25 protein-coding genes and 2 tRNA genes are annotated in these 24684 nt (G+C 69.6%); 5 read left to right on the top strand and 22 right to left on the bottom strand.

Annotated elements, in window-relative coordinates; all coding sequences use genetic code 11:
• Positions 1–86: 86 nt before the first annotated feature.
• The 5 genes from D7Y04_RS16050 to D7Y04_RS16030 all read right to left on the bottom strand — a co-directional run bounded on the left by D7Y04_RS16050 (position 87) and on the right by D7Y04_RS16030 (position 2924).
• Positions 87–159 (bottom strand) — tRNA-Ala (locus tag D7Y04_RS16050).
• Between the two features lie 67 nt (positions 160–226).
• Positions 227–625, bottom strand: coding sequence for a hypothetical protein (locus D7Y04_RS16045; protein WP_120598570.1), 399 nt, complete (start codon positions 623–625; stop codon positions 227–229).
• Positions 626–685: 60 nt separating this feature from the next.
• Positions 686–2065, bottom strand: coding sequence for an RsmB/NOP family class I SAM-dependent RNA methyltransferase (locus tag D7Y04_RS16040; protein ID WP_233601444.1), 1380 nt, complete (start codon positions 2063–2065; stop codon positions 686–688).
• Between the two features lie 15 nt (positions 2066–2080).
• Positions 2081–2746 carry a response regulator gene (locus D7Y04_RS16035; RefSeq protein WP_120598571.1) on the bottom strand — a complete coding sequence of 222 codons (666 nt, stop codon included), beginning with the start codon at positions 2744–2746 and terminating at the stop codon, positions 2081–2083.
• Between the two features lie 92 nt (positions 2747–2838).
• Positions 2839–2924: transfer RNA gene (locus tag D7Y04_RS16030), tRNA-Leu, on the bottom strand.
• 99 nt (positions 2925–3023) lie between these two features.
• Here D7Y04_RS16030 and D7Y04_RS16025 point away from each other — a divergent pair.
• The 4 genes from D7Y04_RS16025 to D7Y04_RS16010 all read left to right on the top strand — a co-directional run bounded on the left by D7Y04_RS16025 (position 3024) and on the right by D7Y04_RS16010 (position 8006).
• Positions 3024–3770 (top strand): M48 family metallopeptidase, encoded by a 747-nt coding sequence (locus D7Y04_RS16025; RefSeq protein WP_120598572.1) that lies wholly within the window; start codon positions 3024–3026, stop codon positions 3768–3770.
• Positions 3771–4309: 539 nt separating this feature from the next.
• A complete protein-coding gene (locus D7Y04_RS16020) occupies positions 4310–5266 on the top strand; it encodes a diguanylate cyclase (protein WP_120598573.1) in 957 nt (318 codons plus the stop codon).
• Between the two features lie 26 nt (positions 5267–5292).
• Positions 5293–7029 carry a two-component system response regulator gene (locus D7Y04_RS16015; protein ID WP_121759851.1) on the top strand — a complete coding sequence of 579 codons (1737 nt, stop codon included), beginning with the start codon at positions 5293–5295 and terminating at the stop codon, positions 7027–7029.
• A 95-nt stretch (positions 7030–7124) separates the two neighbouring features.
• A complete protein-coding gene (locus D7Y04_RS16010; protein ID WP_121759850.1) occupies positions 7125–8006 on the top strand; it encodes a hypothetical protein in 882 nt (293 codons plus the stop codon).
• Between the two features lie 116 nt (positions 8007–8122).
• On the opposite strand, the gene D7Y04_RS16005 is transcribed toward D7Y04_RS16010, so the two are convergent.
• The 17 genes from D7Y04_RS16005 to D7Y04_RS15930 all read right to left on the bottom strand — a co-directional run bounded on the left by D7Y04_RS16005 (position 8123) and on the right by D7Y04_RS15930 (position 23840).
• Positions 8123–8716, bottom strand: a complete 594-nt coding sequence (locus tag D7Y04_RS16005; RefSeq protein ID WP_233601443.1) for an HdeD family acid-resistance protein — start codon at positions 8714–8716, stop codon at positions 8123–8125.
• A gap of 181 nt (positions 8717–8897) precedes the next feature.
• On the bottom strand, positions 8898–9779 hold the full coding sequence (gene miaA, locus D7Y04_RS16000) for a tRNA (adenosine(37)-N6)-dimethylallyltransferase MiaA (protein ID WP_121759922.1): 882 nt from the start codon (positions 9777–9779) through the stop codon (positions 8898–8900).
• A gap of 72 nt (positions 9780–9851) precedes the next feature.
• Positions 9852–10688 (bottom strand): hypothetical protein, encoded by an 837-nt coding sequence (locus tag D7Y04_RS15995; protein ID WP_233601442.1) that lies wholly within the window; start codon positions 10686–10688, stop codon positions 9852–9854.
• Positions 10685–10849 carry a hypothetical protein gene (locus D7Y04_RS44460; protein ID WP_158620682.1) on the bottom strand — a complete coding sequence of 55 codons (165 nt, stop codon included), beginning with the start codon at positions 10847–10849 and terminating at the stop codon, positions 10685–10687. The genes D7Y04_RS15995 and D7Y04_RS44460 overlap by 4 nt, the downstream gene beginning before the upstream one ends.
• Before the next feature lie 12 nt (positions 10850–10861).
• Positions 10862–13882, bottom strand: a complete 3021-nt coding sequence (locus D7Y04_RS15990) for a PQQ-binding-like beta-propeller repeat protein (RefSeq protein WP_121759848.1) — start codon at positions 13880–13882, stop codon at positions 10862–10864.
• 13 nt (positions 13883–13895) lie between these two features.
• Positions 13896–14474: a hypothetical protein gene (locus D7Y04_RS15985; protein WP_121759847.1), complete on the bottom strand. Its 579-nt coding sequence runs from the start codon at positions 14472–14474 to the stop codon at positions 13896–13898.
• Positions 14471–14785, bottom strand: coding sequence for a PqqD family protein (locus D7Y04_RS15980; RefSeq protein ID WP_120596388.1), 315 nt, complete (start codon positions 14783–14785; stop codon positions 14471–14473). The genes D7Y04_RS15985 and D7Y04_RS15980 overlap by 4 nt, the downstream gene beginning before the upstream one ends.
• The gene (locus D7Y04_RS15975) at positions 14782–15165 is read right to left on the bottom strand and encodes a S24/S26 family peptidase (RefSeq protein ID WP_255428439.1); all 384 of its coding nucleotides are present in this window, start codon (positions 15163–15165) and stop codon (positions 14782–14784) included. The genes D7Y04_RS15980 and D7Y04_RS15975 overlap by 4 nt, the downstream gene beginning before the upstream one ends.
• A 200-nt stretch (positions 15166–15365) precedes the next feature.
• On the bottom strand, positions 15366–16628 hold the full coding sequence (gene hisS, locus D7Y04_RS15970) for a histidine--tRNA ligase (protein WP_216669532.1): 1263 nt from the start codon (positions 16626–16628) through the stop codon (positions 15366–15368).
• A 26-nt stretch (positions 16629–16654) separates the two neighbouring features.
• Complete coding sequence (gene asd, locus D7Y04_RS15965; RefSeq protein WP_120577471.1) at positions 16655–17497, bottom strand: archaetidylserine decarboxylase; 843 nt, start codon at positions 17495–17497, stop codon at positions 16655–16657.
• A 31-nt stretch (positions 17498–17528) separates the two neighbouring features.
• On the bottom strand, positions 17529–18203 hold the full coding sequence (locus tag D7Y04_RS15960) for a hypothetical protein (protein WP_120596405.1): 675 nt from the start codon (positions 18201–18203) through the stop codon (positions 17529–17531).
• 103 nt (positions 18204–18306) lie between these two features.
• On the bottom strand, positions 18307–19038 hold the full coding sequence (locus D7Y04_RS15955; RefSeq protein WP_120526312.1) for a metallophosphoesterase: 732 nt from the start codon (positions 19036–19038) through the stop codon (positions 18307–18309).
• Between the two features lie 7 nt (positions 19039–19045).
• On the bottom strand, positions 19046–19384 hold the full coding sequence (locus tag D7Y04_RS15950) for a TIGR02266 family protein (RefSeq protein WP_120577481.1): 339 nt from the start codon (positions 19382–19384) through the stop codon (positions 19046–19048).
• Positions 19385–19545: 161 nt separating this feature from the next.
• Entirely contained in the window at positions 19546–20475 is a 930-nt protein-coding gene (locus D7Y04_RS15945) for a PfkB family carbohydrate kinase (protein ID WP_120596391.1), read from the bottom strand.
• Between the two features lie 127 nt (positions 20476–20602).
• A complete protein-coding gene (locus D7Y04_RS15940; RefSeq protein ID WP_120596392.1) occupies positions 20603–22132 on the bottom strand; it encodes an MlaD family protein in 1530 nt (509 codons plus the stop codon).
• 119 nt (positions 22133–22251) lie between these two features.
• On the bottom strand, positions 22252–22989 hold the full coding sequence (locus D7Y04_RS15935) for an ABC transporter ATP-binding protein (RefSeq protein ID WP_120596393.1): 738 nt from the start codon (positions 22987–22989) through the stop codon (positions 22252–22254).
• Positions 22990–23024: 35 nt separating this feature from the next.
• A complete protein-coding gene (locus tag D7Y04_RS15930) occupies positions 23025–23840 on the bottom strand; it encodes an ABC transporter permease (RefSeq protein WP_120596394.1) in 816 nt (271 codons plus the stop codon).
• A gap of 235 nt (positions 23841–24075) precedes the next feature.
• On the opposite strand from D7Y04_RS15930, the gene D7Y04_RS15925 reads away from it, so the two are divergent.
• Positions 24076–24639, top strand: coding sequence for a hypothetical protein (locus D7Y04_RS15925; RefSeq protein ID WP_120577465.1), 564 nt, complete (start codon positions 24076–24078; stop codon positions 24637–24639).
• Positions 24640–24684 lie beyond the last annotated feature (45 nt).

Below are 24684 nucleotides of genomic sequence, written 5' to 3'. Positions count from 1 at the left end.
GGGCGCCAGGGCGTGGTGGCCCCAGCGGAGGCCCCAAAAGCGAAAGGCCCGCGAGATTTCTCTCGCGGGCCTCTCTCAATTCAGTGTGGAGCTAACCGGGATCGAACCGGTGACCTCTTGAATGCCATTCAAGCGCTCTCCCAGCTGAGCTATAGCCCCTTCTCTTCTGCTGCGTGCTGCCCGGTCCGCCGTGGGGGGCGGTCCGTGCCGTGAGGCGGCGCGACTTCTACGGCTTCTTCGTTCCGGACGCCACAACTTTTTGCGGCTTCGCGACGGTTTTTACCTTCAAACGATCCGCCACCTCTTCTCCTTCCCGAAGCAGGTCGGTGAGGGACGCGGCGTGGTCCGCCGCCGCCTTCTCCGCCGCCGCGATGTTCTGCAGCAGCCGGGCAAAGCTCGCGGGCAGCTCCAGCCGGCCTGCCTGGATGGACTGCCAGACGGCCTCGCCCAGCTCGCGGTGGGTCTGCTCCTTCTTGTCCTTGAGGAAGGCCGCCTTGCCGTTGGCCCGCGCCAGCTCCGTGTTGCGCTCGACGGCTTCCCGCAGCTTGGCCAGCTTGGCCTCGGCCGCCTGGAAGGCCTCGTTGATCTGCTGCATCACTTCGTTCTGCTTCGGATCTGCCGCCACGGCTGTCACCCTCGGGAGAGGAGAAGGTCGTTCGTGCGTAACGTGGCGGCTCGGCGACTGTCAACCCGCCTTGCGGACCAGCCGGGCGGCGAAGAAGCCCCCGCCAGGAACCCGGGGCGGCAGGGCGCGCAGGTAGGGACCGTCCACGCCCACTTGGAGCTCCGGCGCCCAGCCCTCCCCCACCGGCTCCAGGGCGAAGCCCGGGTGCTTCTGGAGGAAGCCCTCCACCACCGCGTCGTTCTCCTCCGGCAGCACGGAGCACGTGGCGTAGATGATGCGCGCCCCCGGCTTCACCTGCGCGGCCACCTCCGCGAGCAGCTTGGACTGCGTGGCCTGGAACTCCGTGACGGCCTTCGCGGACAGCTTCCACTTCTGATCCGGCTCGCGCGCCAGGGATCCCGTGCCGCTGCACGGCGCGTCCACCAGCACCACGTCCACCGCATCCAGCGGCACCGGGTACGGGAACGACACCTGCTTCAGGCCGAACTCGCGCACCCGGTCGCGCGCGTCCGAGAGCCGCCGCTTGGAGTGATCTCCGGCGAGCACCTTCCCCTTCGCGCCCACCAGATCCGCGAGCCCCAGCGTCTTGCCGCCAGCCCCCGCGCACACGTCCGCCACGGCGAGCCCCTCCAAGGTCGCCCCGGGAGGCAGGCACGCCAGGACGATGAGCTGACTGCCCACGTCCTGCACCTGGAGCCGCCGGGCCTTCATGGTCCGCGACTCGAAGATGCGGTGGCTGGAGTCCGCGACCCGCAGCGCGTCCGGAGCGCAGGGCACCGCCTCCACCGCCACGCCCTCCTCCGCCAGCGCCGCGAGCACCGCGTCGCGAGTGCCCGGAGGCCGCGCGCGGAAGTGCAGCGACGGCTCCTCATCCAGGGACGCCATCAGCCCCGCGAGCGTTCCTTCCGGATACACCTGCGCCAGCCGCTGCGTGAGCCAACCGGGGAACGAGTACCGGGTGGCCAGCCGCTCGATGACGGCCTCCGAGCCCTCCGCCGCGGCGGGCTCCGCGAGGGGCTTCGTCGCCAGCCCCTCCAGCACCGCGTCATGCAGCGTGCGCGGCCGCACCGGTCCCGGCAGCTTCACCTCTGGCCCGATGCGCGCCCAGCCCTCGCCACAGAAGAGGCGCCGCCAGAGCGTGTAGCGCACCAGCGCTGTATCTTCCGTGAGCGCGTGCTTGCCCGGGGAATGCCCCAGCTGCCGCGCCGCCAGGTCCAACAGCCGCGTGTGCCGGGACAACTCACGCGCCGCCAGGGCCACGAAGCGCCGCTCCTGTCCGCCCAGCCCTTCCGCCTCTCGCAGCGCGGTAGCGAGCGCGGCCTTCAGTGGCTCGCCCTTGAGGACGGCGATGTGGGTCTCCACCGCCGCGGTGGCCGCGCGCCGGGACGGACGCCCCAGACGTGACGGCTCATGCGGCATGGGCCAGAGGGGAATGTCCACGAATGACCTCTTTGACTAGCCGCGCAGCGGAACGCACACGGCCAGCGCGCCGGCCCGCGTCTTCACCTGGGGCGATGCGCCCTGGGAGAGGAACAGGTAGCACGGCGCGGCATAACGCTCGCCGTCCAGCTCCAGGTCGCCCTCCAGCAGGAGGACCCCATGGGCGGACCGGGAACGGTTCCAGGGAAAGGCTGCTTCGGCGGCCAACCGCATCCACATCCGGTCGCTGTCCGGCGCCGCACCGGCACACTTCACTCCAGGTGATGATTCAATCCACTCCGGTGAGTCCCTGTCCACGGGCGCCTGGGAGGCGGCGACCACCTGGCGCTTGAGCGTCAGGAAGCGCTCCACCAGCTCCATGATGTCGTCGACCTGGAAGGGCTTGATCAGCAGCGCGTCCGGCACCGAGGGGTGCAGGACCTGGGCGACCTCGTCCGTACTGGCGGCGCTGACGATGGCCACCGGGTGGCGCTGCCGGCGCGCGGCCTCCAGGACGCCCCGGCCGTCCGTGTGGCCCCCGGCGATGCGCATGTCGGTCATCACCAACTCGAAGCGGCCCGCCGCCAGGGCGCGCAGCGCTTCGTCGAGGGTGCCCACCGCTTGCACGTCCGCCAGCTCGGAGACCAGCTCTCCCATTCCTTCGCGGAGGCTCGGATCATCCTCGACCAGCAGGACCTTCATCGCATCTTCCAGCGCGGGGAACAGGGGAGCGCTTTCACGTTCGGGCGGCCCGGAGAGGACGGCATCTCGGGCGCCGGGTCTGCGTTTGAAGATGGCCCTCCCCGGACTCGAACCGGGACGCGGGGTCAGCCGCAGCGGATTTTGAGTCCGCCTCGTCTACCAATTTCGACAGAGGGCCCCTTGGGTGTGAGCGAGGCGGCCGAACGTATATCGCGCCTTCGGTTCGTGTGCATCCGAAGATTGCGGCTGTCCACGCACACCGCTAAAGGGGCAGCGCATGTACAACCTCCTCATCTCCCTGGCCATCGGGCTGGCGGTCGGCGTGCTGGTGAAGTTCGCCGGCGGCTTCTCGTGGTGGGCCGGCATCGTGCCCGGCGTCATCGTCTTCTTCGCTGCCTACATCGTGCTCGCCCGCCGGGTCTCCACCCGGGTCCAGGCGCTGATGACGACGGTGCAGAATGATCTCCAGGGTCAGCCCGCCAACCAGAAGGAGGCCCAGGGGCGCGTGGACCGCGCCGTCAAGACGCTGGAGCAGGGCCTCGTCTGGGACAAGTGGCAGTTCCTGATTGGACCGGAGCTCCACGCCCAGATCGGGATGCTGAAGTACATGGTGAAGGACCTGGACGGCGCCAAGCCCCATCTGGAGAAGGCCAGCGGCCGCAACTACATGGCCAAGGCCATGGAGGGCGCCCTGCACTTCCGCCGCAACGACGTGCCCTCCATGAAGACCTCCTTCGAGGCCGCGGTGAAGAGCGGCAAGAAGGAATCCATCGTCTGGGCCGCGTACGCGTGGTGCCTCCTCCAGTTGAAGGACAAGGACAGCGCCCAGCGAGTGCTCGCGCGCGGCGTGGAGCAGAACCCCTCCGACGAGAAGCTCAAGGGCAGCCTCGCTCAGTTGCAGAACGACAAGCGCCTGAAGATGAAGCCCTACGAGCCGCTCTGGTGGCAGTTCGGCCTGGAGGCGCCGCCGATGATGCCTCCCTCAGGCGGTGGCCGCCGCGTGCAGTTCACGAACCGGCGCTGAAGTCCCAGCGGAGTGATGGCCCGGCGCCAATGCAATGGCGCCAGGGCCCCATATCGCTGCTCGCCGCAACCCCGTCGAGGCGCCTCGTTGAGCGCGCTTCCGGGGAGTTCTCAACGGATCAGCCGCTCCATCCCCTCTCGGGGCACTGGCTCGTAGGCAGCCCGCGTCCGGCAATTCCTACCGTGCGCGCGGGCTCCACGCTGCAACGTCTTCCGGCTGTCTTGTTGGCTGTCTCGCGGGCCCCCATGCAACCCCCTGAAAAGAGGCCGTCCCGCGGGTGAAGCGCGGGGCACAAGGCTTGCTCTCGGGCAGGGGCACGCGGGTGATCGGAACGGATGGTTCCCAAAGCCCCCGCGGAGGCGGACGGGCTTGGCAGCCGGAGGTCTCGGGTGAAGTTTGGATGGGTGGGTGGGTGCTTGCAGGACGAGGCGGCGGCGGGTGCGCGTGGGGCGCAAGGGCGTGGGGAGCACCTGGAAGGGCGTGGCGCCCGAGACTTTCGGCCTGCCATTTCGGGTCAGGCGAGCGGAGCGAACCAGTTCATGGAACGGCACGGCCGCAGCAGTGAGCGCGCGCTCCTGCTCATCATCGAGGACGACATCGGCGTGCGCGAAGGCCTGATGGACCTGCTCGCTCCACGCTTCGACGTGCTGGCCGCTTCGGACGCGGACGCGGGCGTGGAGCTGGCGCGCGAACACCGCCCGGACCTGGTGCTGCTGGATCGCTTCCTGCCCTCCGGGGATGGGCTGGCGGTCTTGGAGACGCTCCAGGGCGACGTGCGCACGGAGATGGTGCCGGTCATCTTCCTTACGGGGGACGCGGACGAGGCGACCCTGGAGCGATGCCTGGAGATGGGCGCCGTGGACTTCATCCACAAGCCGGCGAGCTCGCGCGAGTTGCTCGCCCGCATCGACCGCGCGGTCCGCCAGAGCGAGCAGCAGCGCAAGCTCCAGGTGCTGGCGCAGACGGACGCGCTCACGGGCCTGGCGAACTTCCGGGCGCTGTCCGTGCGGCTGGAGGACGAGTTCAAGCGCGCCCTGCGCTACGGCTACGCGATGAGCGTGGTGGTCATCGACCTGGACCACCTGAAGGCCATCAACGACGGCATGGGCCACGACGTGGGCAACCGCGCCATCCTGGCCCTGGCCACCCTGATGCAGGGCAACCTGCGCGAGTCCGACTTCGCGGCGCGCTTCGGCGGGGACGAGTTCGTCGTGCTGCTGCCGCACCAGACGTCGCATGAGGCCGCGGTGTTCGCGGAGCGCCTGCGAACGGAGCTGCGCGGCGTGAACGTGCAGCGTGGTGACGGGCGCCCGGCGCCCTTCGGGTTGAGCATCAGCGTGGGCGTGGCGGACCACACGTCCGACTCCCCGCGTGAGAGCACGGAGGCCTTGCTGAAGGCGGCGGACGCCGCGCTCTACGAGGCCAAGCGGGAGGGGCGCGACCGGGTGGTGGTGTACGGCCAGTCGGTCCACTCACCGGCGGCGCAGCGGCACTGACGGCGGGACGGGAACGAGGGCGCGCGATGAGCGGGACCAGCAAGCTGTCGAGTGGTTCGAGGGTGGCGATCGTCGGCGGCGGCATCGCCGGGGCGGGGCTGGCGGCCTCTCTTCTCTTCAACGGCCGTGCGCGGGGCGTGGCCCTGGACGTGCGCGTCTACACGGGAGGCACCGAGGAGCGCACCGCGCCCCCTGCCCTGCTCACGCCGGAGTGCCGCTCGCGGCTCGCCGCGCTGGGTTGCCGCATTCCTCCGGAGTGGCGCGCGCACGAGCTGCGCGGCGTGGAGATCATCTCCCAGGGCGAGCGCGAGCTGCTGCCCTGCGCGGCCGGCGGCCTCTGGGTCGTGGATGGCTGGCCCCGGGGCGAAGGCGGCCTGGACATGGTGCGCCACGTGCTGTCCACGGCGGCCAGCGCGCAGGGCGCCCGGTTCGTGAACCGCCACGTGGAGCGCGTGGAGCGGCAGGCGCCCGCACCGGACGCGCCCACGGCGGTGCGCAACGCGGGGCCCCTGGTCGTCCGCGCGCAGGGCAGCGGCGAGCGCTTCCACGCGGTGGCGCTGGCAGCCGGCGCGGGGCCGCTGTTGGGTGACGCCTTCTTCAAGGGCTTCAAGCCGGCGCCGTCCATGCCGGCGGTGCAGGCACGCATCCAGGGCGGGATGCCGGGCCGGGACCTGGCGCCGGTGGCGCGGCTGTGGGTCGCGCCGCTGCCGACCGTGGATGCGCTGTTCCTCATCCCGGGCGCGTCGTCCGTGTACGCGCTGGCCTTTGGCGCGGCGGTGACGCCCGCGGACCTGTGCCAGGTGCTGATGATGGCCGCGCGCGATGGCCTGCTCGATGAGGGCTTCGAGCTGACCACCCTGGAGACGACGCGCCTGCCCTTCGGCCCCGGCCGCACGCTGGTGGCGCCCGGGCAACTGGTCGTGGGCCCCGCGGCCTTCGGCCATCCGCTGCAGGTGGGCCTGTCGGAGACGCTGGCGTCGTGCAGCCGCGCCGCGGTGGCGCTGCTGGATGGCGGGCTGGACGCACCGTCGCTGGAGCGGCGCTACGTGCGCGACGGGCTGGGCGAGCTGATGGAGGACGCGGCGGCGGGAGCGCGCTCCCTCACGTGGTTGCGCCGCGCGGGCAAGCGGGCTCCAGCGGCGTTCGTCGCGGCGCGCGCGAAGCACACCTCGGGCGGCGTGTACGGCGGTGGCGTGCTGGGGTTGAGCTCCCCTACTCCGCTGGGTCTCTTGTCCGCGGCGCGCTGGTCGGGCGTGCGCGAGGTGGTGGGCTCGTGGCTTCGCACGCCCATCGAGCCCGTGCCCACGCTGGTGCCGGAGGTGGAGCCGGACCTGTACTACGTGGTGGACGACGACGCGGACACGCGCGAGGCGCTCACGCTGCTGTTGGAGAGCACCGGCGCGCGCGTGGTGTCCTTCGCGGACGAGCTGGCGCTGTTCTGCGCGGTGGCGCGCCGTCCGCCCACCGCCATCCTGTTGGACGTGGTGCTGCACTGGGTGGACGGCCTGCGTCTGTGTGAAGGCCTCAAGCAGCACCCGCTCACCCGCGACACGCGAGTGCTGGTGATGAGCGGCCTCAACCGTCCGCACGTGCGGCAGCGTGCGCTCGACGCGGGCGCGGAGGCCTTCCTGCCCAAGCCGGTGAACCCGGAGCGCCTCCTGTGCCAGCTCACCGGCCGCGTGCCGGACCCGCTCGGCTCGCCGCGCGACGTCATCCGCCCCTCGGTCGCGGAAACATTCGGCGAAGACCGTTTTGCGTCCTGACATCTACCTGCACGCAACCACAATCACGCTGACGGGATAATCCCTACAAACGCATGAAGCTTCGCACTTCATGCTCCATCAAAAGGGAATCCCTCATGCTCGCCTCGAAGTTCTTTCGCGCCAGCCAGACGTCGTCCCGGTTGCTCAAGCACGCGCCGGAGTTCACCCGTTCGTTCTCCACGAAGGTCCCGTCGCAGGAGGATCAGGCGCTCAAGCTCCGCGCCGAGCAGAACCGGATCAAGTTCCAGCAGCACGACATCATGAGCGACATCATGGACGTCGAGGATCGGCGTGACGGCGGCAACAACCAGTTCGCGCCGCGCATCCGGCCGGAAGTGGAGCTGACCCGTCGGGACAACTTCCCCTTCAACGAGGTCCAGCCGAAGTACGACACGCCGAAGTCGGCCATCGACCGTGACGGCACGCTGCAGCCGGTGGACGCGAAGGACCGCACGGTGACGCTGACGGCTCACGTGGACGGCGCGAAGGAGACGAAGGCCCACTCGCCCTTCACGTCCTTCAGCGGCGTGCCCGTGGGCGTGGATGGCCATGCCACGGAGAAGAAGCTCGTGGACAACCCGGACTACGGCAAGAGCCGCATCGTCCACAACCCGGCGCGCGACGCGAAGGGCGGGGACGTCTTCGATCAGTTCGACATCCAGCGGGACATCCGCACGTCCACGCATCCGGGCCTGGACGAGACGGCCGTGAACCGCAGCCAGCCCGGCACGCCGGTGTGGCATCCGGAGCCCCACGAGCGACCGATCCTCGCGGACGTCGGCGTGGATCCGACGAAGCCCAGCTTCACCTACCGCGAGCGCGCGAGCATGAACTCCGCGCGGGATCAGGAGTACCTGGTGCGCGGCACCATCCACGACTTCACGCTGGAGCGTCCGGACGCCAAGGGCGACCTGAAGCACGTGTCGCGGGATCAGTTCTCCGACCAGTTCGACGACGCGCACAAGCAGGCGAAGTAGGCCGCGAACCGGTCCGGCGCCGAGCACCGGCGCCGGTCCCCCCGGCCGAGACTTCACCCGCCGATATCCTTACTTCACCCAAAGTGAATGAGCGCCAGAGGGTGTCATTCTGGTGCTCAAGCCTCCACGCGGTGCAGTCCCCGCCGCAGGATGAGCGAGCCGGACATCATCGAGATGCCTCGGAAGAAGACGGCGAGCCCCACCATCGTGCCCACGAGCCACACGGAGGACGAGGGCCACCTGGCCATCACGCTGAGGCCCAGGACCAGGGAGATGAGGCCGTAGGCCAGGTCCCATCCCCATTGGAAGTAGCGGTCCATGACGGAGGTGATGACGTGGAAGAGGCCGCTGGCGAAGAAGTAGCCGGCGATCAGCAGCGTGAGGGAGGCCAGCCCCGCGGCCGGGTACATGACGGTGAGGATGCCGACCACGGTGGTGAGGACGCCTCCCAGCATGAAGGACCAGAAGGCGCTCCGGCTTTCGCTGCGTGAGCGGACCGCCGCTGCGATCTCCAGGACGCCGCCAATCACCAGCATCATTCCCACGAAGAAGACGGTGACCATGCTGGTGAAGAACGTGGCGCCCAGCAGCACGACCCCCGCGATTGCCGTCAGCATGCCCAGGAGGAAGGGGCCGCCCCACATGGCGGAGGCTCCCCGGGAGGGACGGTCCGGCTGGGTCTCCGGCGCGCGTTCGACGTTTGTTCGCATGGCGATCTCCACTGTGATGGCTGCCCGCCTCGGGCCCTCGGCCGCCTGTCGGTCCGGGAGTGGACGTGGTGGGGGTAGCGCTTCCTCGTGGAAGATGGGCGCGCGACCGGGCGCGAACAATCGGCGCCGCAGGACGAAATGAGGCGGAACGGCGAGCAGGGGCCAGGGCGGCCTGCCGCGCCTAGAGGGCAGGACGAGCGTACGGTGGCGACAGGAACATCGCGCCGGGCTCCTTGCGGAACCAGGTGAGCTGCCGCTTGGCGTAGCGCCGGGTTTCCTGCGCGGTGTCGGCGATGGCCGCTTCGCGGGTCATCCGCCCCTCCACCACGGCACGGGCCTGCACGTAGCCGACGCTGCGCATGGGTGCCGCGTCCGCGTAGCCCTGCTCCAACAAGGCCCGTGTCTCCTCCACGAGCCCCCGGGAGAAGAGCGCCTCCGTGCGCGCGTTGATGGCGGCGTAGAGGGACTCGCGCGGCGGATCCAGCACGTAGAGCTGGAAGGGATAGCGGTCCGGCGCGAAGGCATGGGCGCGGCGGAACTCGGATGCGGGCACGCCTGTCTGCGCGTGGATCTCCAGGGCGCGGACGACGCGCACCAGGTCCTGGGGGGGCAGCTTCGCCGCGGTCTCCGGATCCACCTCGGCCAGCCGGCGGTGCACGGCCTCCCTCCCCTGCTCCGCCGCGAGCGTCTCCAGCTCCGCGCGCAGCGAAGGCAGGGCGCCGGGCGCGTCCACCACGCCGTGCAGCAGGATGCGCAGGTACAGGCCGGTGCCGCCGACGACGAACACCCGCCGGCCCCGCGAGGCGATGTCCGCGATGGCCGCGTCCGCGCGGCGTTGGTACTCGGCGGCGGAGAAGGGCTCGAGCGGATCCACGCAGGAGACCAGGTGGTGCGGCACGGCGGCCAGCTCCTCGGCGGATGGCTTCGCGGTGCCAATGTCGAAGGCGCGGTACACCTGCTGCGAGTCCGCGCTGACGATCTCCCCGCCCGCGTCGCGAGCCCAGGCGATGGCCAACGCCGTCTTCCCCGACGCCGTGGGTCCAGCGATCACCGTCAACGGCACCCGCGTCTCAGCCACCAGCGTCCGCCTCCCACGCCCGCTGTAACGCAGACGCGAGGCGAGCGCGAGCCCCCGCTATGCCAGCCGCGCCCGCACCACTTCCGCCGCGCTGGCATCCCGCGAGAACACGAGCCGGGTGGTCTCCACGGACGACAGCACGCGTCCAGCCGCGCCCACCAGCGCCCCCCGGCCCGCGGGCGTGGGCTCGGGCAACAGCGCATTCAGCAGCAGCACACGGGCCACCTCCCCCGCCCCCTGCGCCTCCCACCGCGAAGCTGAGTCCCAGCCCAATGTGCCCACCGCGGCGAGCGCTGCCTCGGTGGTCCGGGTCGGTACGTTCCAGGGCGTTCCCGCCGCTCGCCACCCACCACCCTCCACGGGCCACACCGCGACCAACTCATCCGCGAGCACCGTCCCGCCCGCCTCGCGCCACAGCCCGCCGAGGGTGCTCTTGCCCGCACCGGAGTGCCCCACGAACAGCGCGGCCCGGCCCTCGTGCACCAGCCCCACGCCGTGGATGAGCAGCCCGCCACGCTTCGCCAGCGCGGACGCGAGCATCACCTTGATCACGTTCTCCACCGGGTACCGACCCGACCCGATGACGTCCGCGTGGCACCGGTCCGGGGAGAGCACCGCGGAGTACCCGGCGCCCTCCACGCGCAGCGTCCCCGAGTCACCCGGCTCCAGCCGGGGCAGCTCCTGCACCGTGGGGGGAGCAATCGGACTGAGAGGGTTCCGCATCGCCAGCCGGGCATCGGAAGCCACGGCATCTGGAGCGAGGAACGCGCCGAACACGCGCCGGAGCGGACCGGCGAGCGCGTCATCCTCCACATCGAGCGCCACGGTCCACCCGGCCAGGGTGATCCGGAGCGCGCCGTCACGGGGACCCGACAGGGGGTCCCCGCTGTTCACGGCATGCACTCCGATTCGCCGGGGATGGTGCACATGGACAGCTGCGCCAGCGCGACGAAGGGCTGCTCCCACAAGATGGCGGGAGGCACGTACACGGCGGGCGCGGCCGGCGGCTTCGGCACGGAGGGACCCGCTGGAGGCTGTGAAGGTCGTTGGCTCACGTGATGGCCCACCTAGAAGGGCACCGGGAAGGCACAGATTCGACCATCCGTGGTACCGACATGCAACCGGCTTACGGTGTGATCGATGGTCGGCACGCCGATGGCCTGCGCCGGGCCCACGGTCACCTGCCCGGTGTCCGCCCCACCCTCCAGCTCCAGTTGGTGGACCTTTCCGTCCGTGCTGCCGACGTAGAGGCGCGCCACGCCGTTCTGGTTGAGGGTGAAGGAGCCGGACGGGTTCTCGATGGGCGTCGACCACAGCTGCTTGGGCACGTTGGTCGCGTCCATCTCATAGCGCTCCACCGTGCTGTTCGTCCGGCTCACCACGAAGCCCCGCCCCTGGGGCCGTGCGAAGTGGGAGAACGTCCGCTGCGAGGCGCTGTCCACCTGGACGGTCCACGCAAGCTCGTAGTTGGACGGAGTCACGCCGTGCACCCGGCCGTCGTTGGCGGTGACCAGGATCTGGTTGCTCGTGGCGTTGCGGACGACACCGAACTCCAGGTCGCCCAGTTCGAGCCGCGCCACCTCCGCGCCCGTGAGGCTGTTGAGCACGCGCAGCGTGTCCGCGCTCGTGCCCGACCGGGTCGGCACGTAGAGCCGGTTCATCGTGTAGTCCATCAGCATGCCGCCGCTCACCATGCCCAGGTCCCCGGGCCGGTAGCGCCAGATGAGCGCGCCGGTGGCCGCGTTCAGCGCGACCACCTGGTTCTGCGCGGACGTGTTGCGCGTGGCGAAGATGGCCAGGTCCACGTTCGAGTACGTCGTCCGGTACTCCGGGTTCGCGTAGTCCAGCAGCTGCGTCACCGGGAACGAGCTGATGTTCCCCAGGCCCAGCGTGGTGTTCTTCCAGAGGAACTCGCCCGTGGCCGCGTTGAGCACCGCCGGCACGCCGGTAGTGTCACCCACCACAATCCACTGCTGACCGGGCCGGCCCAGCAGCGGTACCACCGGGAAGCGGCTGCCAATCGCGCCCGCCAGCGCTACTGGCCGGAATCGCTCCGCGCCGTCCTCGGACGGGTTCACGGTGTTCGTGAGGAGGCCCACCACCGAGTCGTTGAACGAGCTGAAGATGCCGACACCCAGTTCGGTGATGGGCTGGTGCCGCGAGGCCAGCCCCATCGAGTAGCACCACAGCGGGTTGCCCGCCACGCGCGCCCGGGGCGTGGCCAGCAGCCCCTGCGAGGTGGGCTGATTGCCGGGCCCGTACCGCAGCTGATCATCCGCGTTGAACACGCGGTAGGTGTACGTCGTGCCGTTCGTCACCGCCGTGTCCGTCATGGACGACGCGGAGCTGAACTCGTCCTCGTAGGCCACCGTCGCGTTGCCCAGCACGTCGCCCACCGCATAGCGCACGCCGCTGGTCGGCGCGATGTTGGGCGGATTCGTCCCCTGGGCGCGCAGCACCAGCGTGCCACCGTGGTTGAAGGGGTTGTCCCACGTGAGCGTCACGCTGCCGTCGCGGGCCACGCCGGTGAGGCGGCCCACGTCTGGAGACGCGGTGCCGGCGAGCAGCGTCACCGTCCCCTCCACGCGGATGCGCGGATCGTTCCAGCCCTGGTTCAGCTCCAACCGGTGGCGGAACGCCGTGTCAGCGAGGACGGCGGTGAAGCCCGAATAGGTGATGCGGAAGGTGGCCTCGCCGCCCACCGGGATGCCGGACTCCGACTCCCAGAGGTAGCTGGTCGTGTCCGTGTAGACGTTCCAGTCCCCGAACGCCTGTGGCCCTGACGCCGCCACGGAGAAGTAGTTCACCGCGGGCTTGAACAGCTTCACCTCGTAGATGGGCAGCGTGCCCCGGTTCTGCACCGTGTAGCCCACCGTCAGGGACGTGGCCGCCGTGGACACCGTCTCATGGCTCAGCCGCACGCGGTGCTCCACGATGCGGCCCTTGCGAGCCGTGACCAGGTCCCCCGCCACCGCCGAACCGTTGAGCGTCCCGTCCACCTGCGCCTGGAACTGGTAGCTGGCGCCGGGCGCGCCCGACACCTGATAGCGCCACGTGAACTGCGCGGAAGCCCCCGGAGCCAGCTGCGCCACGCTCTCCGGCGACGGACCGGACACGAGCGACGCCGTCGCGTTGCCCATCAGCACCGGCGTGCGCGGACGCACCTGCGTGTACGAATTCGCGGTGGACGTGTTGAACACAATCAAGCGCAGCGTCACCTGATCACCGGCGAACGCGTCCACGACGTCCATGTCCGCCGCCGCGACCAGGTTGCCCACATTCGCCAGGGGAGAGTCCACCAGCGGCGCGTTCGCGTTGCTCGTGCGCGCCCGGACGCGCGCGGCCACGGCGCCGGCGGCGGTGGGCTTCAGATTGACCGCGAAGACGCCCGCGGACCGCACCGCCACAGGCTTGCCAGCGTCCTTGGTCACGGTGGTGAGGGGCACGCTGCTCGTGGAGGTGGGGTTGTCCACGGTCACGTTGGACGCCGTGCCGGTGCCCCGGTTCTCCACCACCACGCGCGCCACGGTGGAGCCGTTGACAGCCAGCACGCGCGGCAGCAGCGTCACGTTCGCGGCCAGGATGGTGCGCGTCCATTGAGTCGGGCTGCCAAGGGTGACGTCGTAGTTCGTGCCGTCGCACTGGTCGCGGCCGTACGTGCCCGCCACGAAGCGCTCGGTGGCGTTGTCGCTGTTGCGGTCCGCGGGGGCCACCACGTTCAGGGCGAAGCGCGCGGTCTCGTTGCGCGCCAGGCCGCGCCCTTCGTCCACGCAGCCCAGCGTGGACTGGAAGGTGATGCGCCGCTCGTTGGCGTCGATGTAATCGACCTTCCAGTTCGGATTCGCCTCCGCCGGCAGGCCGCCCAGGAGCTGGTAGCCGATGGGGAGGACGAACGACACCTCCGACAGGCGGGCGTCGCTCGTGGCCGTGGTCGTGTTCGTCACCTCCACGACGAGCTCGGACGCGTCGCCCATCACCACGCGCGCGACGGTCTCGCCGGCGGAAGGGACGGGGCGCACGGTCCAGGTCTGGGAGAAGCCCACCGCGGGCAACAGCACGGCGAAGAGCGCGAGGATGCGGACGTTCATGGCGTGCCTCACGTCACGGCTCCAGGGTGAAGGACGTGGCGGCCAGCTGCGCCCCATCCAGGAAGAAGCGCACCTGCCAGGTGCCCGTCATGCGCGTCATGGACACCGGGGTGCCCGCCACCGGCAGCGAATAGCGCAGCGTGCGCGTCTCCTCCGGCGGCGCCTCCACCGTCGCGCTCCGCTTCTCGTAGGGACGGCCGCCCGGCGCGATGAACTCCACGTCCACCAGGCCCTTGTTCCGCACGCCGCTCACCACGAAGTCCACGTCCACCTGCTGCACCTCGGACAAAGCCGCGGGCTCCGAGCCCACGCCCACCACCTCCGCGCTCCCGGTCGGGGGCGGCAGCGGCACCGGCGGCGGCTCCTCCTCGAAGACTTCGTCAGGAGGCGGCTCTTCGCCTGCGGGTGCCGGAGGCGGCGGCCGGGCCACGCTCCCGCCACCGGCCAGCACGTCCGTCGGATCCACGGGGGTGACGGAGCCGCTGCCCTGCCCCGGTTTCACGGCCGACGGCGGCGGCAGGGGGGACACCCCTTCCGAGCACGCCGACAGCACCATCGCCCCCGCCAGCACGGCCACGAGCGCCCGCATCATGTCTCCTCCAGAGGCGCGGCACCGGCCGGCGCGCGCACTTCGTCCAACAGACCTCGCCGCTGGAGCTCCCCCAGGAAGCCCAGCGTGTCGGTCAGCACCGGACCGACGTCAGTCGAAAACTCGGAAGCCACCTGCTCCGCCACCGCCCGGGCCGTGCGCTGTCCGTCGCACAGCGCCCAGATGCGCGCCGCCGTCGGGTTGAGCCCGCGCAGCGTGCGCCCCTCCGCGTCCAGCACCAGGAAGTCCGCGCCGAAGCCCTCCCCCGAGGTCCCCAAACGCTTCCGGGGAACGCTGCCTTCCTGAAAGCTCATGCGCGGCCCGTCCTTCCCAGCCACGCGGCCACCTGGCGCTTCAGCGTCGCGCGCCAGCGGCCCAGCCGCCGGGGCCCCACGTCCCAACGGTCCATCTCCAGCAGCGTGCCTCCCCGGCGCACACGCCGCGCCCGTCCGAGGATACGGATGAGAGGCAGCGGCGGATCTTCCATGGCGCCATTGTCCCCACGAAGCGCACAGAGGCTGCCGTCGCACCACCGCACCCGGTGCAACACCAGCGAGGACTCGAAGCGCGCCAGCACCACCTCACCCGGGCGCGGCGCCTCCATCAGCGGCTCCACCTCCGCCACGTCACCCGCACGCAACGACGGCCACATGCTGTCCCCGGCGACAGGGATCCAACGTGGGCCATCGATCATGGAACCGGGCTGGGGAGCGCTCGACATTGCGGATGGAATCTTACTCCACCCTCTCAATGTCCGCGAATCTCCGAAGCCTCAATCCCCCAGCGATTCCCAGGACTTACGCTGCTTAACACCTTTACTCCCGGGTTTTCTGGGAAGACAGGCCGCCCCCCTCCCCTCCGGCCTGGCGCGTCATGCCGGAGGGTGGGGTTGGATCAGGCCGCGGGGGCCGGAGCCGGGGCATCCGGCTGCGCGCGCACGGTGGCGGCGACGCTGTCGAGCGCCACGGGAACGGGCTCACCCCCCGCCATGGGCTTGAGCTTCGCCTGGCCGCTGGTGCGCTCCTGCTCTCCCAGCACCAGCGTGAAGCGGGCACCGGACTTGTCCGCGCGCTTCATCTGGCTCTTGAGGCTGCCGCCGCGCGTGTCGAAGTCCACCTTGAGGCCTTCGCGGCGCAGGCGGCTGGCGAGCTTCAGACCCTCGTCCTGGGAGCCCTCGTCCGCCACGGCGATGAACAGGTCCGGCCGCTGGGTGAACGTCTTGCCGCTCTCCTTCAGCAGCAGCACCAGCCGGTCCAGGCCCATGGCGTAGCCCACCGCGGGCACGTCCGGCCCGCCCAGGCCCTTCATCATCTTGTCGTAGCGCCCGCCGCCGCCCACCGTGCTGGCGGTGCCCAGCGCGGGGTGCGAGGCGATGAACTCGAAGACGGTGCGCGTGTAGTAGTCCAGGCCGCGCACCAGCCGGTGGTTCACCACGTAGCGGATGCCCAGCGCACCCAGCTTGCGCTGAAGGTCCGTGAAGTGCGTGCGGCACGGCTCACAGAGGAACTCGAGCACGTTGGGCCCGGCCGCGGCCACCGCCTGGCACTTCTCGTTCTTGCAGTCCAGGACGCGCAGCGGGTTGCGCTCCAGCCGCTGCTGGCAGTCCGCGCACAGCTCTTCGCGGTGCGCGTTCAGGTACTCCACCAGCTTGGCGTGGTACGCAGGCCGGCAGTTGTCGTCGCCCAGCGAGTTGATGTTCAGGGTGACGTCCGTGAGGCCCAGGGCCTCCAGGAACTGCACCACCACGTCCATCAGCTCCGCGTCCTGCGCGGGCTCCTTGGCGCCGTAGGCCTCCGCGCCAATCTGGGAGAACTGACGGTAGCGGCCCGTCTTCATCCGCTCGTAGCGGAACATGGGCCCCATGTAGAACCAGCGCGACACCGGCTCCTGGTTGCTCACCGAGTGCTCGATGTACGCGCGCGCCGCGGGCGCCGTGCCCTCCGGACGCAGGGACAGGCTGCGGCCGCCCTTGTCCTCGAAGGTGTACATCTCCTTGCCGACGATGTCCGTCTCCTCGCCCACGCTGCGCACGAAGAGGGCCGTGTCCTCCACCATCGGAGTGCGCACCTCGCCGTAGCCGAAGCGGCCGAACAGCGTGCGCGCGGTCGACTCCACGAACTGCCAGACTTCAATCTCGCCCGGCAGAAGGTCGTTCATCCCCTTCACGCCGTTGATCTTCTGGCTCACGTGATGACTCCGATACGCGTGCCCATGCGCACCACCGCTTCCGGCTGCATGCTGTCATCCCAACGCACGCGGCCGGGCTCGAAGCAGAGGATGACGGTGGAGCCCATCTCGAAGCGGCCCAGCTCGCCGCCCTTCTCCACCGGGATGCCCGCCCCGTAGTTGTGCACCTTGCCGGGCTGGCCCACGTGCGTGGTGATGTCCTCGTAGGACGCCTTGATGCGCGACACGCAGGTGGCGCCCACCTTCACCACCGCCACCTTGCCGGCCACGGTGTCCAGGTAGGTGACGAGCCGCTCGTTCACGCAGAACAGCGACTGCTTGTTCTTCACCGACGCGGGGTTCACCGGCCAGAACTCACCCGGAATGTACGCGTACCCGGTGATGGTGCCGCCCAGCGGCGAGTGGATGCGGTGGTAGTCGCGCGGGGACAGGTACACCGTCGTCCAGGCGCCGCCGTGGAAGGGCTTCGCGGCCTGCGAGTCCCCCAGCAGCTCGTCCACCGTGTACTCGATGCCCTTGGCCTGCAGGCAGCGGCCGTTGTCCGCGTAGCCCACCTGGGACACCCGGCCGTCCACCGGGGACACGACGACCTTCTCACCCGCGTCCACCGGGCGCAGGCCCGGCTTCAGGCCGCGGGTGAAGAACTGGGCGAAGGTCGGGTACTTCTCGAAGGCGTGCTCCGCCTCCTCCATGTCCACGTTGTACGCCTTGGCGAAGGTGCGCATGGCCCAGTGGTGCACCGGCGCGGGCGCGGGCAGGCGCGTGGCCAGCCCCACCGCGGAGGACACCGCCGACTTGGGGAGCACGCGCATCAACTTCATGAAGGTCTGTTCGTTCATCGAAGGTCGTCAGCTCTTGAAAGAGAGAAGTTCAACGCCCGCCATTGTCCGCGGGCACCGTGCCGCCGTCCTCATAACGGCGCACGGTCCGCATGGCGCTCTTGGGTAACAGCGCCAGCACACGGCCGTCTTCAACCACCAGCGTGGTGTCCCGGTGGCTGGGGAACTCCAGCTGGCAGGACGCCCGGTCGCTCAGCTGCCAGGTATCCCGCATCCCCCGCCCCTCCACCGTGACGGGCGAGCCGCGGGTAAAGCAGCCACGGAAGCCCGCCACCAGCTCGGAGGCCGGGGTGCCCGACTGGGGCCCGGCAATCACCCCGGCGTCCGCCGGCCCGGCGTCCACGGGCTCCTCCGCCACGGGCTCGGCCTGGCGCGGGAAATCTGTCGAGGAGGGGTCCATCGTGGGCAGCGTACCGGCGCTGGCCACCGCGCGGCGCTGCTCCTCCTGGGCCGCCTGCATGCGCGTGCGGCCCTCCTGGATGCGCTGGAGCAGTGACTGGGACGCGAGGGAGTCCACGCTGTCCGCGGGCACGCGCTGCAGCTGCGCCTCAATCTCCCCGATGGAGGGGTCCAGGTACGCGTCGTCCAGCTTCTGGGCGTAGAGCGCTGTCCACCGGCGGCTGGCCTGCTCGAACTCGGGCGAGGGCGGCGCGGGCGAGCGACTGCACCCGGCGACGAACAGGAAGGCTGCGAGGCCAAGGCCCATGATGGGCCGCTTCGGACGGAGGACCTGGGGGCGCACGGCCCCGGTTTATGCCACCTTCCGTCCGGCCGCGCCCCTTTTCCGCATGGGGTGCGGCAGGCCTGGCCTACACGCCCAGGAACAGCCGCTTGCCGAAGTTGAGCGCCAGGTCCGCGTCGAAGATCTTCTGCGCGGAGGTCTCGATGTCGTACTCCACGCGCAGGTACTCCACCGTGCGCGCATCCGTGTCGCAGATGACGAAGCAGGCCCGGTTGTCGTAGTCGCGCGGCTGGCCCACGCTCCCCACGGACACGATGTACTTGTAGCCCTTGCGCAGCACGAACTTCTGCGCGACCACGTCGTTCACCTCGCCGTTGCCAATGGCGAACGCGCGGCACAGGTGGCTGTGGCCAATGAAGGTGACTTCCGGAAGCTCCGCCACGTACGGCGTCAGCTCCCGCGCCTGCTCCAGCGCGAAGATGTACTCGTACGCCTTCGGGTCGATGGGCGAACCGTGGCAGAAGCCCACCTCGCCAATGCGGTACGTGTACGGGAGGCTGCGCAGCCAGGCCAGGTTCTCGTCGGAGATGACGTTGGCGCTCCAGTCGAGCGCGTGCCGGGCGGCGTCGTAGTAGTACGAGTAGTCCATCCGCCCCGCCACCGCCGCGTCGTGGTTGCCCAGCAGCGTGATCTCCGCCACCGAGCGCACCAGGTCGCAGCACGGGTTGGGGGACGCCCCATAACCGACGATGTCCCCCAGCGACACGAAGCGGTCCACCTTCTGGTGCTCCGCCACCCTCAGCACCTCCGTGAGGGCCTCGATGTTGGAGTGGATGTCGGAGATGACGGCGATGCGCATGGGAACCCTAGGGGTGGGTTTGCTGCTGGGAGATGATGCGCCGCAGACTCGTCAGCGCGTCCGCGTCCAACGCTTCGAATCTCAGGCCCATGCCCGGAGGGCGGCCGGCCGGCTGCACTTCCTGCCGCAACCAGACGACCGTGGCCTGCGCCTGCAACTGCGTGTCCGTCGCCTGCTGGGTGAGCCTCACCTGCGTCCGCGTCCCCGCCGCCAGCGGGGTGCTCGTCCTCAAGAAGAGGCCGCCCTCGCTCAGGTTGGCGATGCGTGCATACAGGGTCACGTTCTCACCCTCGCACCAGCAGCGCAGGTGGGTGCCGACCCGCGCGTACTTTCGATTGTCGCTCAACCCGGGGACCTCCCGACGTGGCACCTTCCCGTCCACGTCGGCGCTGAAAAAGGACGTCCGCATCGGATTTATTCATCCACTGCGTCCGCCCGAGCCTAGGAAGGGTGGGTGCGGCCCGTCAAGTTCCACACCGGGCCATCCGCCCTCTTGCTCGTGCTCCCCTACCCGCCCAGCGGGCCCAGGTCGTCGAAGTGGGTGAGCTTCTTGAACTCGGCGAAGCGGGCGTGGATCTCCGGGCGCTGCACCTCGCGCAGGCGCTCCAGGCTGAACTTCTCCACGGTGAAGGACGCCATCACGCTGCCCATGACCATGGCCTTGCGCAGCACCTGCTGATCCACCTTGCCGGCGCCGGAGCTGGCCAGGGTGCCCATGAAGCCGCCGGCGAAGGTGTCACCCGCGCCGGTGGGGTCGAACACCTCCGACAGGGGGAAGGCCGGGCAGGCGAAGATGTGGTCCTGGTCGAAGAGGAGCGCGCCGTGCTCGCCGCGCTTGATGACCACGCGGGACGGGCCCATGGCCAGGATGGCGCGGGCGGCCTTCACCACGTTGTGCTCGCCGGACAGCTGGCGCGCCTCCGCGTCGTTGATGAAGAGCAGGTTCACGCGCTGGAGCGTCTTGAGCAGCGCGGGACGGCTGCCCTGGATCCAGAAGTTCATCGTGTCCGCGGCCACCAGCTTGGGCGCCTTCACCTGGTCCAGCACGCGCGACTGGAGCTCCGGGTGGATGTTGCCCAGGAAGACGTAGGGCGTCTCGCGGTAGGCGGCCGGCAGGTTGGGCGAGAAGGACTCGAAGACGTTGAGCTGGGTGTCCAGCGTCTGCGCCTCGTTGAGCTCCCAGCCGTACTTGCCCTTCCAGCGGAAGGTGCGGCCGGCCTCACGGGTGAGCCCCTCCAGGTCGATTCCGCGCCCGCGCAGGAACTGCAGGTGCGCCTCCGGGAAGTCCTCGCCAATCACCGCCACCAGCTGAACGGGGCTGAAGAAGGACGCGGACGTGGAGAAGTAGGTGGCCGAGCCACCCAGCACGTCCTCCTTCTTGCCGAAGGGCGTTTCCAGCGAGTCCAGCGCGATTGAACCGACGACGAGCAGAGACATGAAGGCTTCTTCCTGGGGGTGACCCGGCGCGGGTACGGCATCGCGTCAGGGCACGGCGCATTCCAGGGGAAACCCCGTGCCCGTGCCGGGTACGACACCTTCCCGGTAACGTCAAGGGGACAACGGTCTAGAAGGTCGGGATGCCCGTGGCGGTGATGAGGGACTTCAGGTCGTCGTCGGTGAAGAAGAAGCCCGCGCCGAAGAAGAAGTCTCGGCCGGCGATCAGGCGCCGGGTCGCCGCGTCGCGCTGCCGGGCGTTGAGGATGTCGTCCATGCCCGCCATGACGTACAGGTGGTCGAACGCCTGGGCCTTCAGCATGGCGCGCAGGCGCGGGTAGCGCAGCTCGTCCGCGGTGAAGTTGAACGCGTCCATCTTCAGGGTCAGCACGTCGTCGAAGAGGTGCAGGTCCGCGCCCACACCGCCCGTGGATTCAATGAGGCCCACGCGCAGGGTGGTGAAGTAGTAGCGCTTGGCGAACTGGAGGCTGACCTTGAAGGACTCCTTGGTCACCTTCTGCGTCTGGATGACCGGGTCCCCTTCCGACGGCGGGTTCGTCTGCACCACCTGCGTGCTGACGGAGCCGCGCGGGTCGTCGATGATCTCCAGCAGGTAGTACTTGTCCGGCTTGGGGATGAGCTTCAGCGTCAGGCCGTTCTTCGACGCGCCCTGGGACACCAGGTAGCTGCTGAACAGGCCCACCTCCGTCTGGAGGGTGCTCAGGCGGGTGGCGAACTCGCTGACGTCCGTGACGGCCTCGCTGAGGCGCTGACCCAGCTGCTCGTCGGTGAGCAGCGCGCCGGCGGCGCCCTCGCCGTCCTTCACCTTGCGGGTGATGTCCTCCAGGTTGGCCAGCGTGTTGTCCAGCCGGCCCAGCGTCTGCTTGAGGCTGGAGACGCTCTCCTTGAACTCCCCTTCCCCGCTGCCCACGATGTTCTTGACGGTGCCCAGCACCTCGCGGACGTCCTGGGTGATGCGCTCCACGTTGGTGACGATGCGCGTCACCTCCGCGCCGTTGCCCTGGGTGATGGCGCGCACGTCGGAGGACACGCCCTCCACGTTCGCCATGATGGTGTCCAGGCGGTCCGTGTTGCGGCGCACCGTCGCGTCCACCGAATCCGACAGGCGGACCAGGTTCTCGACGATCCGCTCCAGGCTGCCCGCGCCCTTCTCGCCGCCCAGCACCTCGCGCAGCGCACCCGTCACCTGCTGGATGTCGGAGGTGATCTGCGACAGGGACTCGAAGACGGCCTCCACGCCCTGGGTGTCGATGACGCGGCGGATCTGCCCGCCGTTCTCCAGCTCGGGCGACTGCTCCGTGCCGGGGTTCAGGTCCAGCAGGTAGTCACCCAGCAGCGACTCCGAGCGCTTGGTGACCGCGGCGTCCTGGCGCAGGTCCACGCCCTTGCGGATCTTCAGCCAGACCTTCGCGCGGGTGCCTTCCAGGCTGATTTCGCTGATCTCCCCCACGGGGATGCCGGCGATCTGCACGCGGCCGCGGACCGCCAGGCCGGACGCATCCCGGAAATAGGCCCACACCTTGGTGGAGTCTCTGTCGCTCAGTCCGCCCTTCGTGGCGAACAACACGAACGTGATGAGGAAACCACCGGCGGCGAGGACCAGCAGGCCAACACGGAAAGGCGTGACGAGCTTCTTCACCTGATGTGACTCCGAGCGCTACCACCGGCCGCGCGCGACTCTAACGATTTGCATGCCGGGTGCCAGCTTTTCATGAAGGGCTGGAATCCTTGGGGGACCGGTTTCCCTACCCCCATGTCCTAGTTCTTGCCGAACCAGGTCTGGAGGAAGACCTGGACGGCCGGGTGCTGGGACGCCCGCAGCTGCTCCGGCGAACCGTGCTCCACGATGACGCCCTTGGACAGGAAGGCGATCTGGTTGGCCACGTTGAAGGCGGACGCGATGTCGTGGCTGATGACCACGCTGGTGACGCCCAGCTCCTTCTGCGCGGTGAGGATCATGTCGTCCACGGAGTCCGTGGTGATGGGATCCAGGCCGGTGGTGGGCTCGTCGTAGAGGACGACCTTGGGATCCAACACCACGGCGCGCGCCAGGCCCACGCGCTTGCGCATGCCGCCGGACAGGTCCGCGGGGAAGCGGCCCTCCACCTCGCGCTTGAGGCCCATGAGGTCCAGGCGCTTGCGCACCTGCTCGCGGATGGCGTCCTCCGGCAGCGACGTGTGCTGGCGCAGGGGGAAGGCGACGTTCTCGAACACCGTCATGGAGTCGAAGAGCGCGGCGGCCTGGAACACCATGCCGAAGCTGCGGCGCACCTGCTGCAGCCCCTCCACGCTCATGGGGACGATGTCCTGCCCGTCGATGATGACCTGGCCGCTGTCCGGCTTGAGCAGGCCGATCATGTGCTTCATCAACACCGTCTTGCCGGAGCCGGAGCCACCCAGGATGACGCAGGTGCTGCCCGCGGGCACGGTGAGGTTGATGCCGGTGAGGACCTTGTTCCCCGCGAACGTCTTGTGCAGGTCCACGATGTCGATCATGGCCCGCGCGGATCCGGGCGGAGTCTGGGGGCCCATCAGTGCATCAACATGCCGACGATGAAGTCGAGGATGAAGATGGCCAGCGCGCTCGACACCATGGCCTCCGTGGTGGCCTGGCCCACGCCCTTGGCGCCGCCGGACGCGTTGAAGCCCTTGTAACAACAGATGAGGGCCACGGAGAGGCCGAAGATGGCGCCCTTGAGCAGGCCCTCGTAGATGTCCGCTGGCGCCATCCACTGCTGGGTGCGTGACAGGAACGTGCCGGGAGAGATGCCCAGGCCGAAGACGGCGACCACGTAGGCGCCCGACATGCCCGTCGTGTTGAAGAGCATGGTGAGCGCGGGGACCATGAACAGGCCGGCGAGCACCCGGGGCACCAGCAGGTACTGCACCGGGTTGACGGCCATGGTCTCCAGCGCGTCCACCTGCTCGGTGACGCGCATGGTGCCCAGCTCCGTGCACATGGCGGAGCCGGCGCGCATGGTGACCATCAGCGCGGCGAACACGGAGGCCAGTTCACGCGTGAGCGTGAGGGCCACGGTGGGGCCCACGAGGCTCTCCGCGTCGAACAGGGCGAAAGCGGTGGACGTCTGGAGGGCGAACACCATGCCGGTGAAGGTGCCGGTGAGGCCCACGATGAAGATGGAGCCCACGCCCACGAAGTCCAGCTGGGTGAAGAGGTTGTGCAGCCGGAACGGGCGGCGCACGCTCCAGCGGAAGACGTCCAGCCCCAGCGCGACCACGCCGCCAATGCTGCTGATGACGTCGATGATGCCCTTGCCGAGGCCCTCCACCGACTGGGTGAAGGCGCCGGTGAACCGGTTGGGTTTGCTGGGGGTCTCGGTGGTCATGCGTTCAGGCGGGCGACTCTACGTGCTCCGGACGGCGGCACAAGGGAACTGAGCGCGGGCCCATCCCACCCCCACCTCCATCGGCTGGTTGCCCGGGGGGCTCCCACGCGACGCGCGGGTGGGATGCGATGGGGCTTCCTCCGCCTGGGGTCGGCCGTTATGTTGCGCGGCCCTCTTTACTTCCACGCCCGGCGCGCCCTTCAGGGGAGTTGCCGGGCCAGAGCGACACGACAGCATGGCTACTCAGAAGGTCGGCGGCGAGGTGGATGCCCAGTGCACCCGCTGCAAGATGAACCTGGCGCACACCATCCTCGCGATGGTCGGTCCAAAGATCGTGCGCGTCCGCTGCAACACCTGCGGCGGGGACCACGCGTTCCGGGGCACCGCGGGCGTCACGGACCGCCCCACCAAGGCGTCCACCCGCGCCCCTCGCGCCGCATCCTCCGGCGGCTCGACCCGCGCGGAGAAGGTGGTCATCTCCTTTGACGAGCAGTTGGCGGGCAAGGACCTCGCGAGCGCGCCCAAGTACAGCCCCAAGGACACCTACAAGGTCGATCAGGTGCTCCACCACCCGACGTTCGGCGTGGGCCTGGTGACGGCGGTGCGCGGCGACAAGGTGGACCTCACCTTCCGCACGGACACCAAGACGCTGGTGCACGGCCGGGGCGGCGTTCCGGCGGACAGGCCTGTCTTCAGTCCGCCGACGAACAAGCACACCGGACCGGCGGACAAGCCCCAGGCCGAGCTGCCCCCTGATTCGGAGGCCGCTGCTGAGATTTCCCTGCCTTCCGGGGATTGACCCGGAGGCCGGAGCGGCGGTCAACTGGGAGGCTGGGTTTCCCGT

The sequence above is a fragment of the Corallococcus sp. AB038B genome (assembly GCF_003668955.1).
In the GTDB taxonomy this organism is placed as follows: Bacteria; Myxococcota; Myxococcia; order Myxococcales; family Myxococcaceae; genus Corallococcus; species Corallococcus exiguus.
The sequence above is the reverse complement of the archived record's forward strand: the minus strand, read 5'-3'. Positions and strand labels throughout refer to the sequence as shown.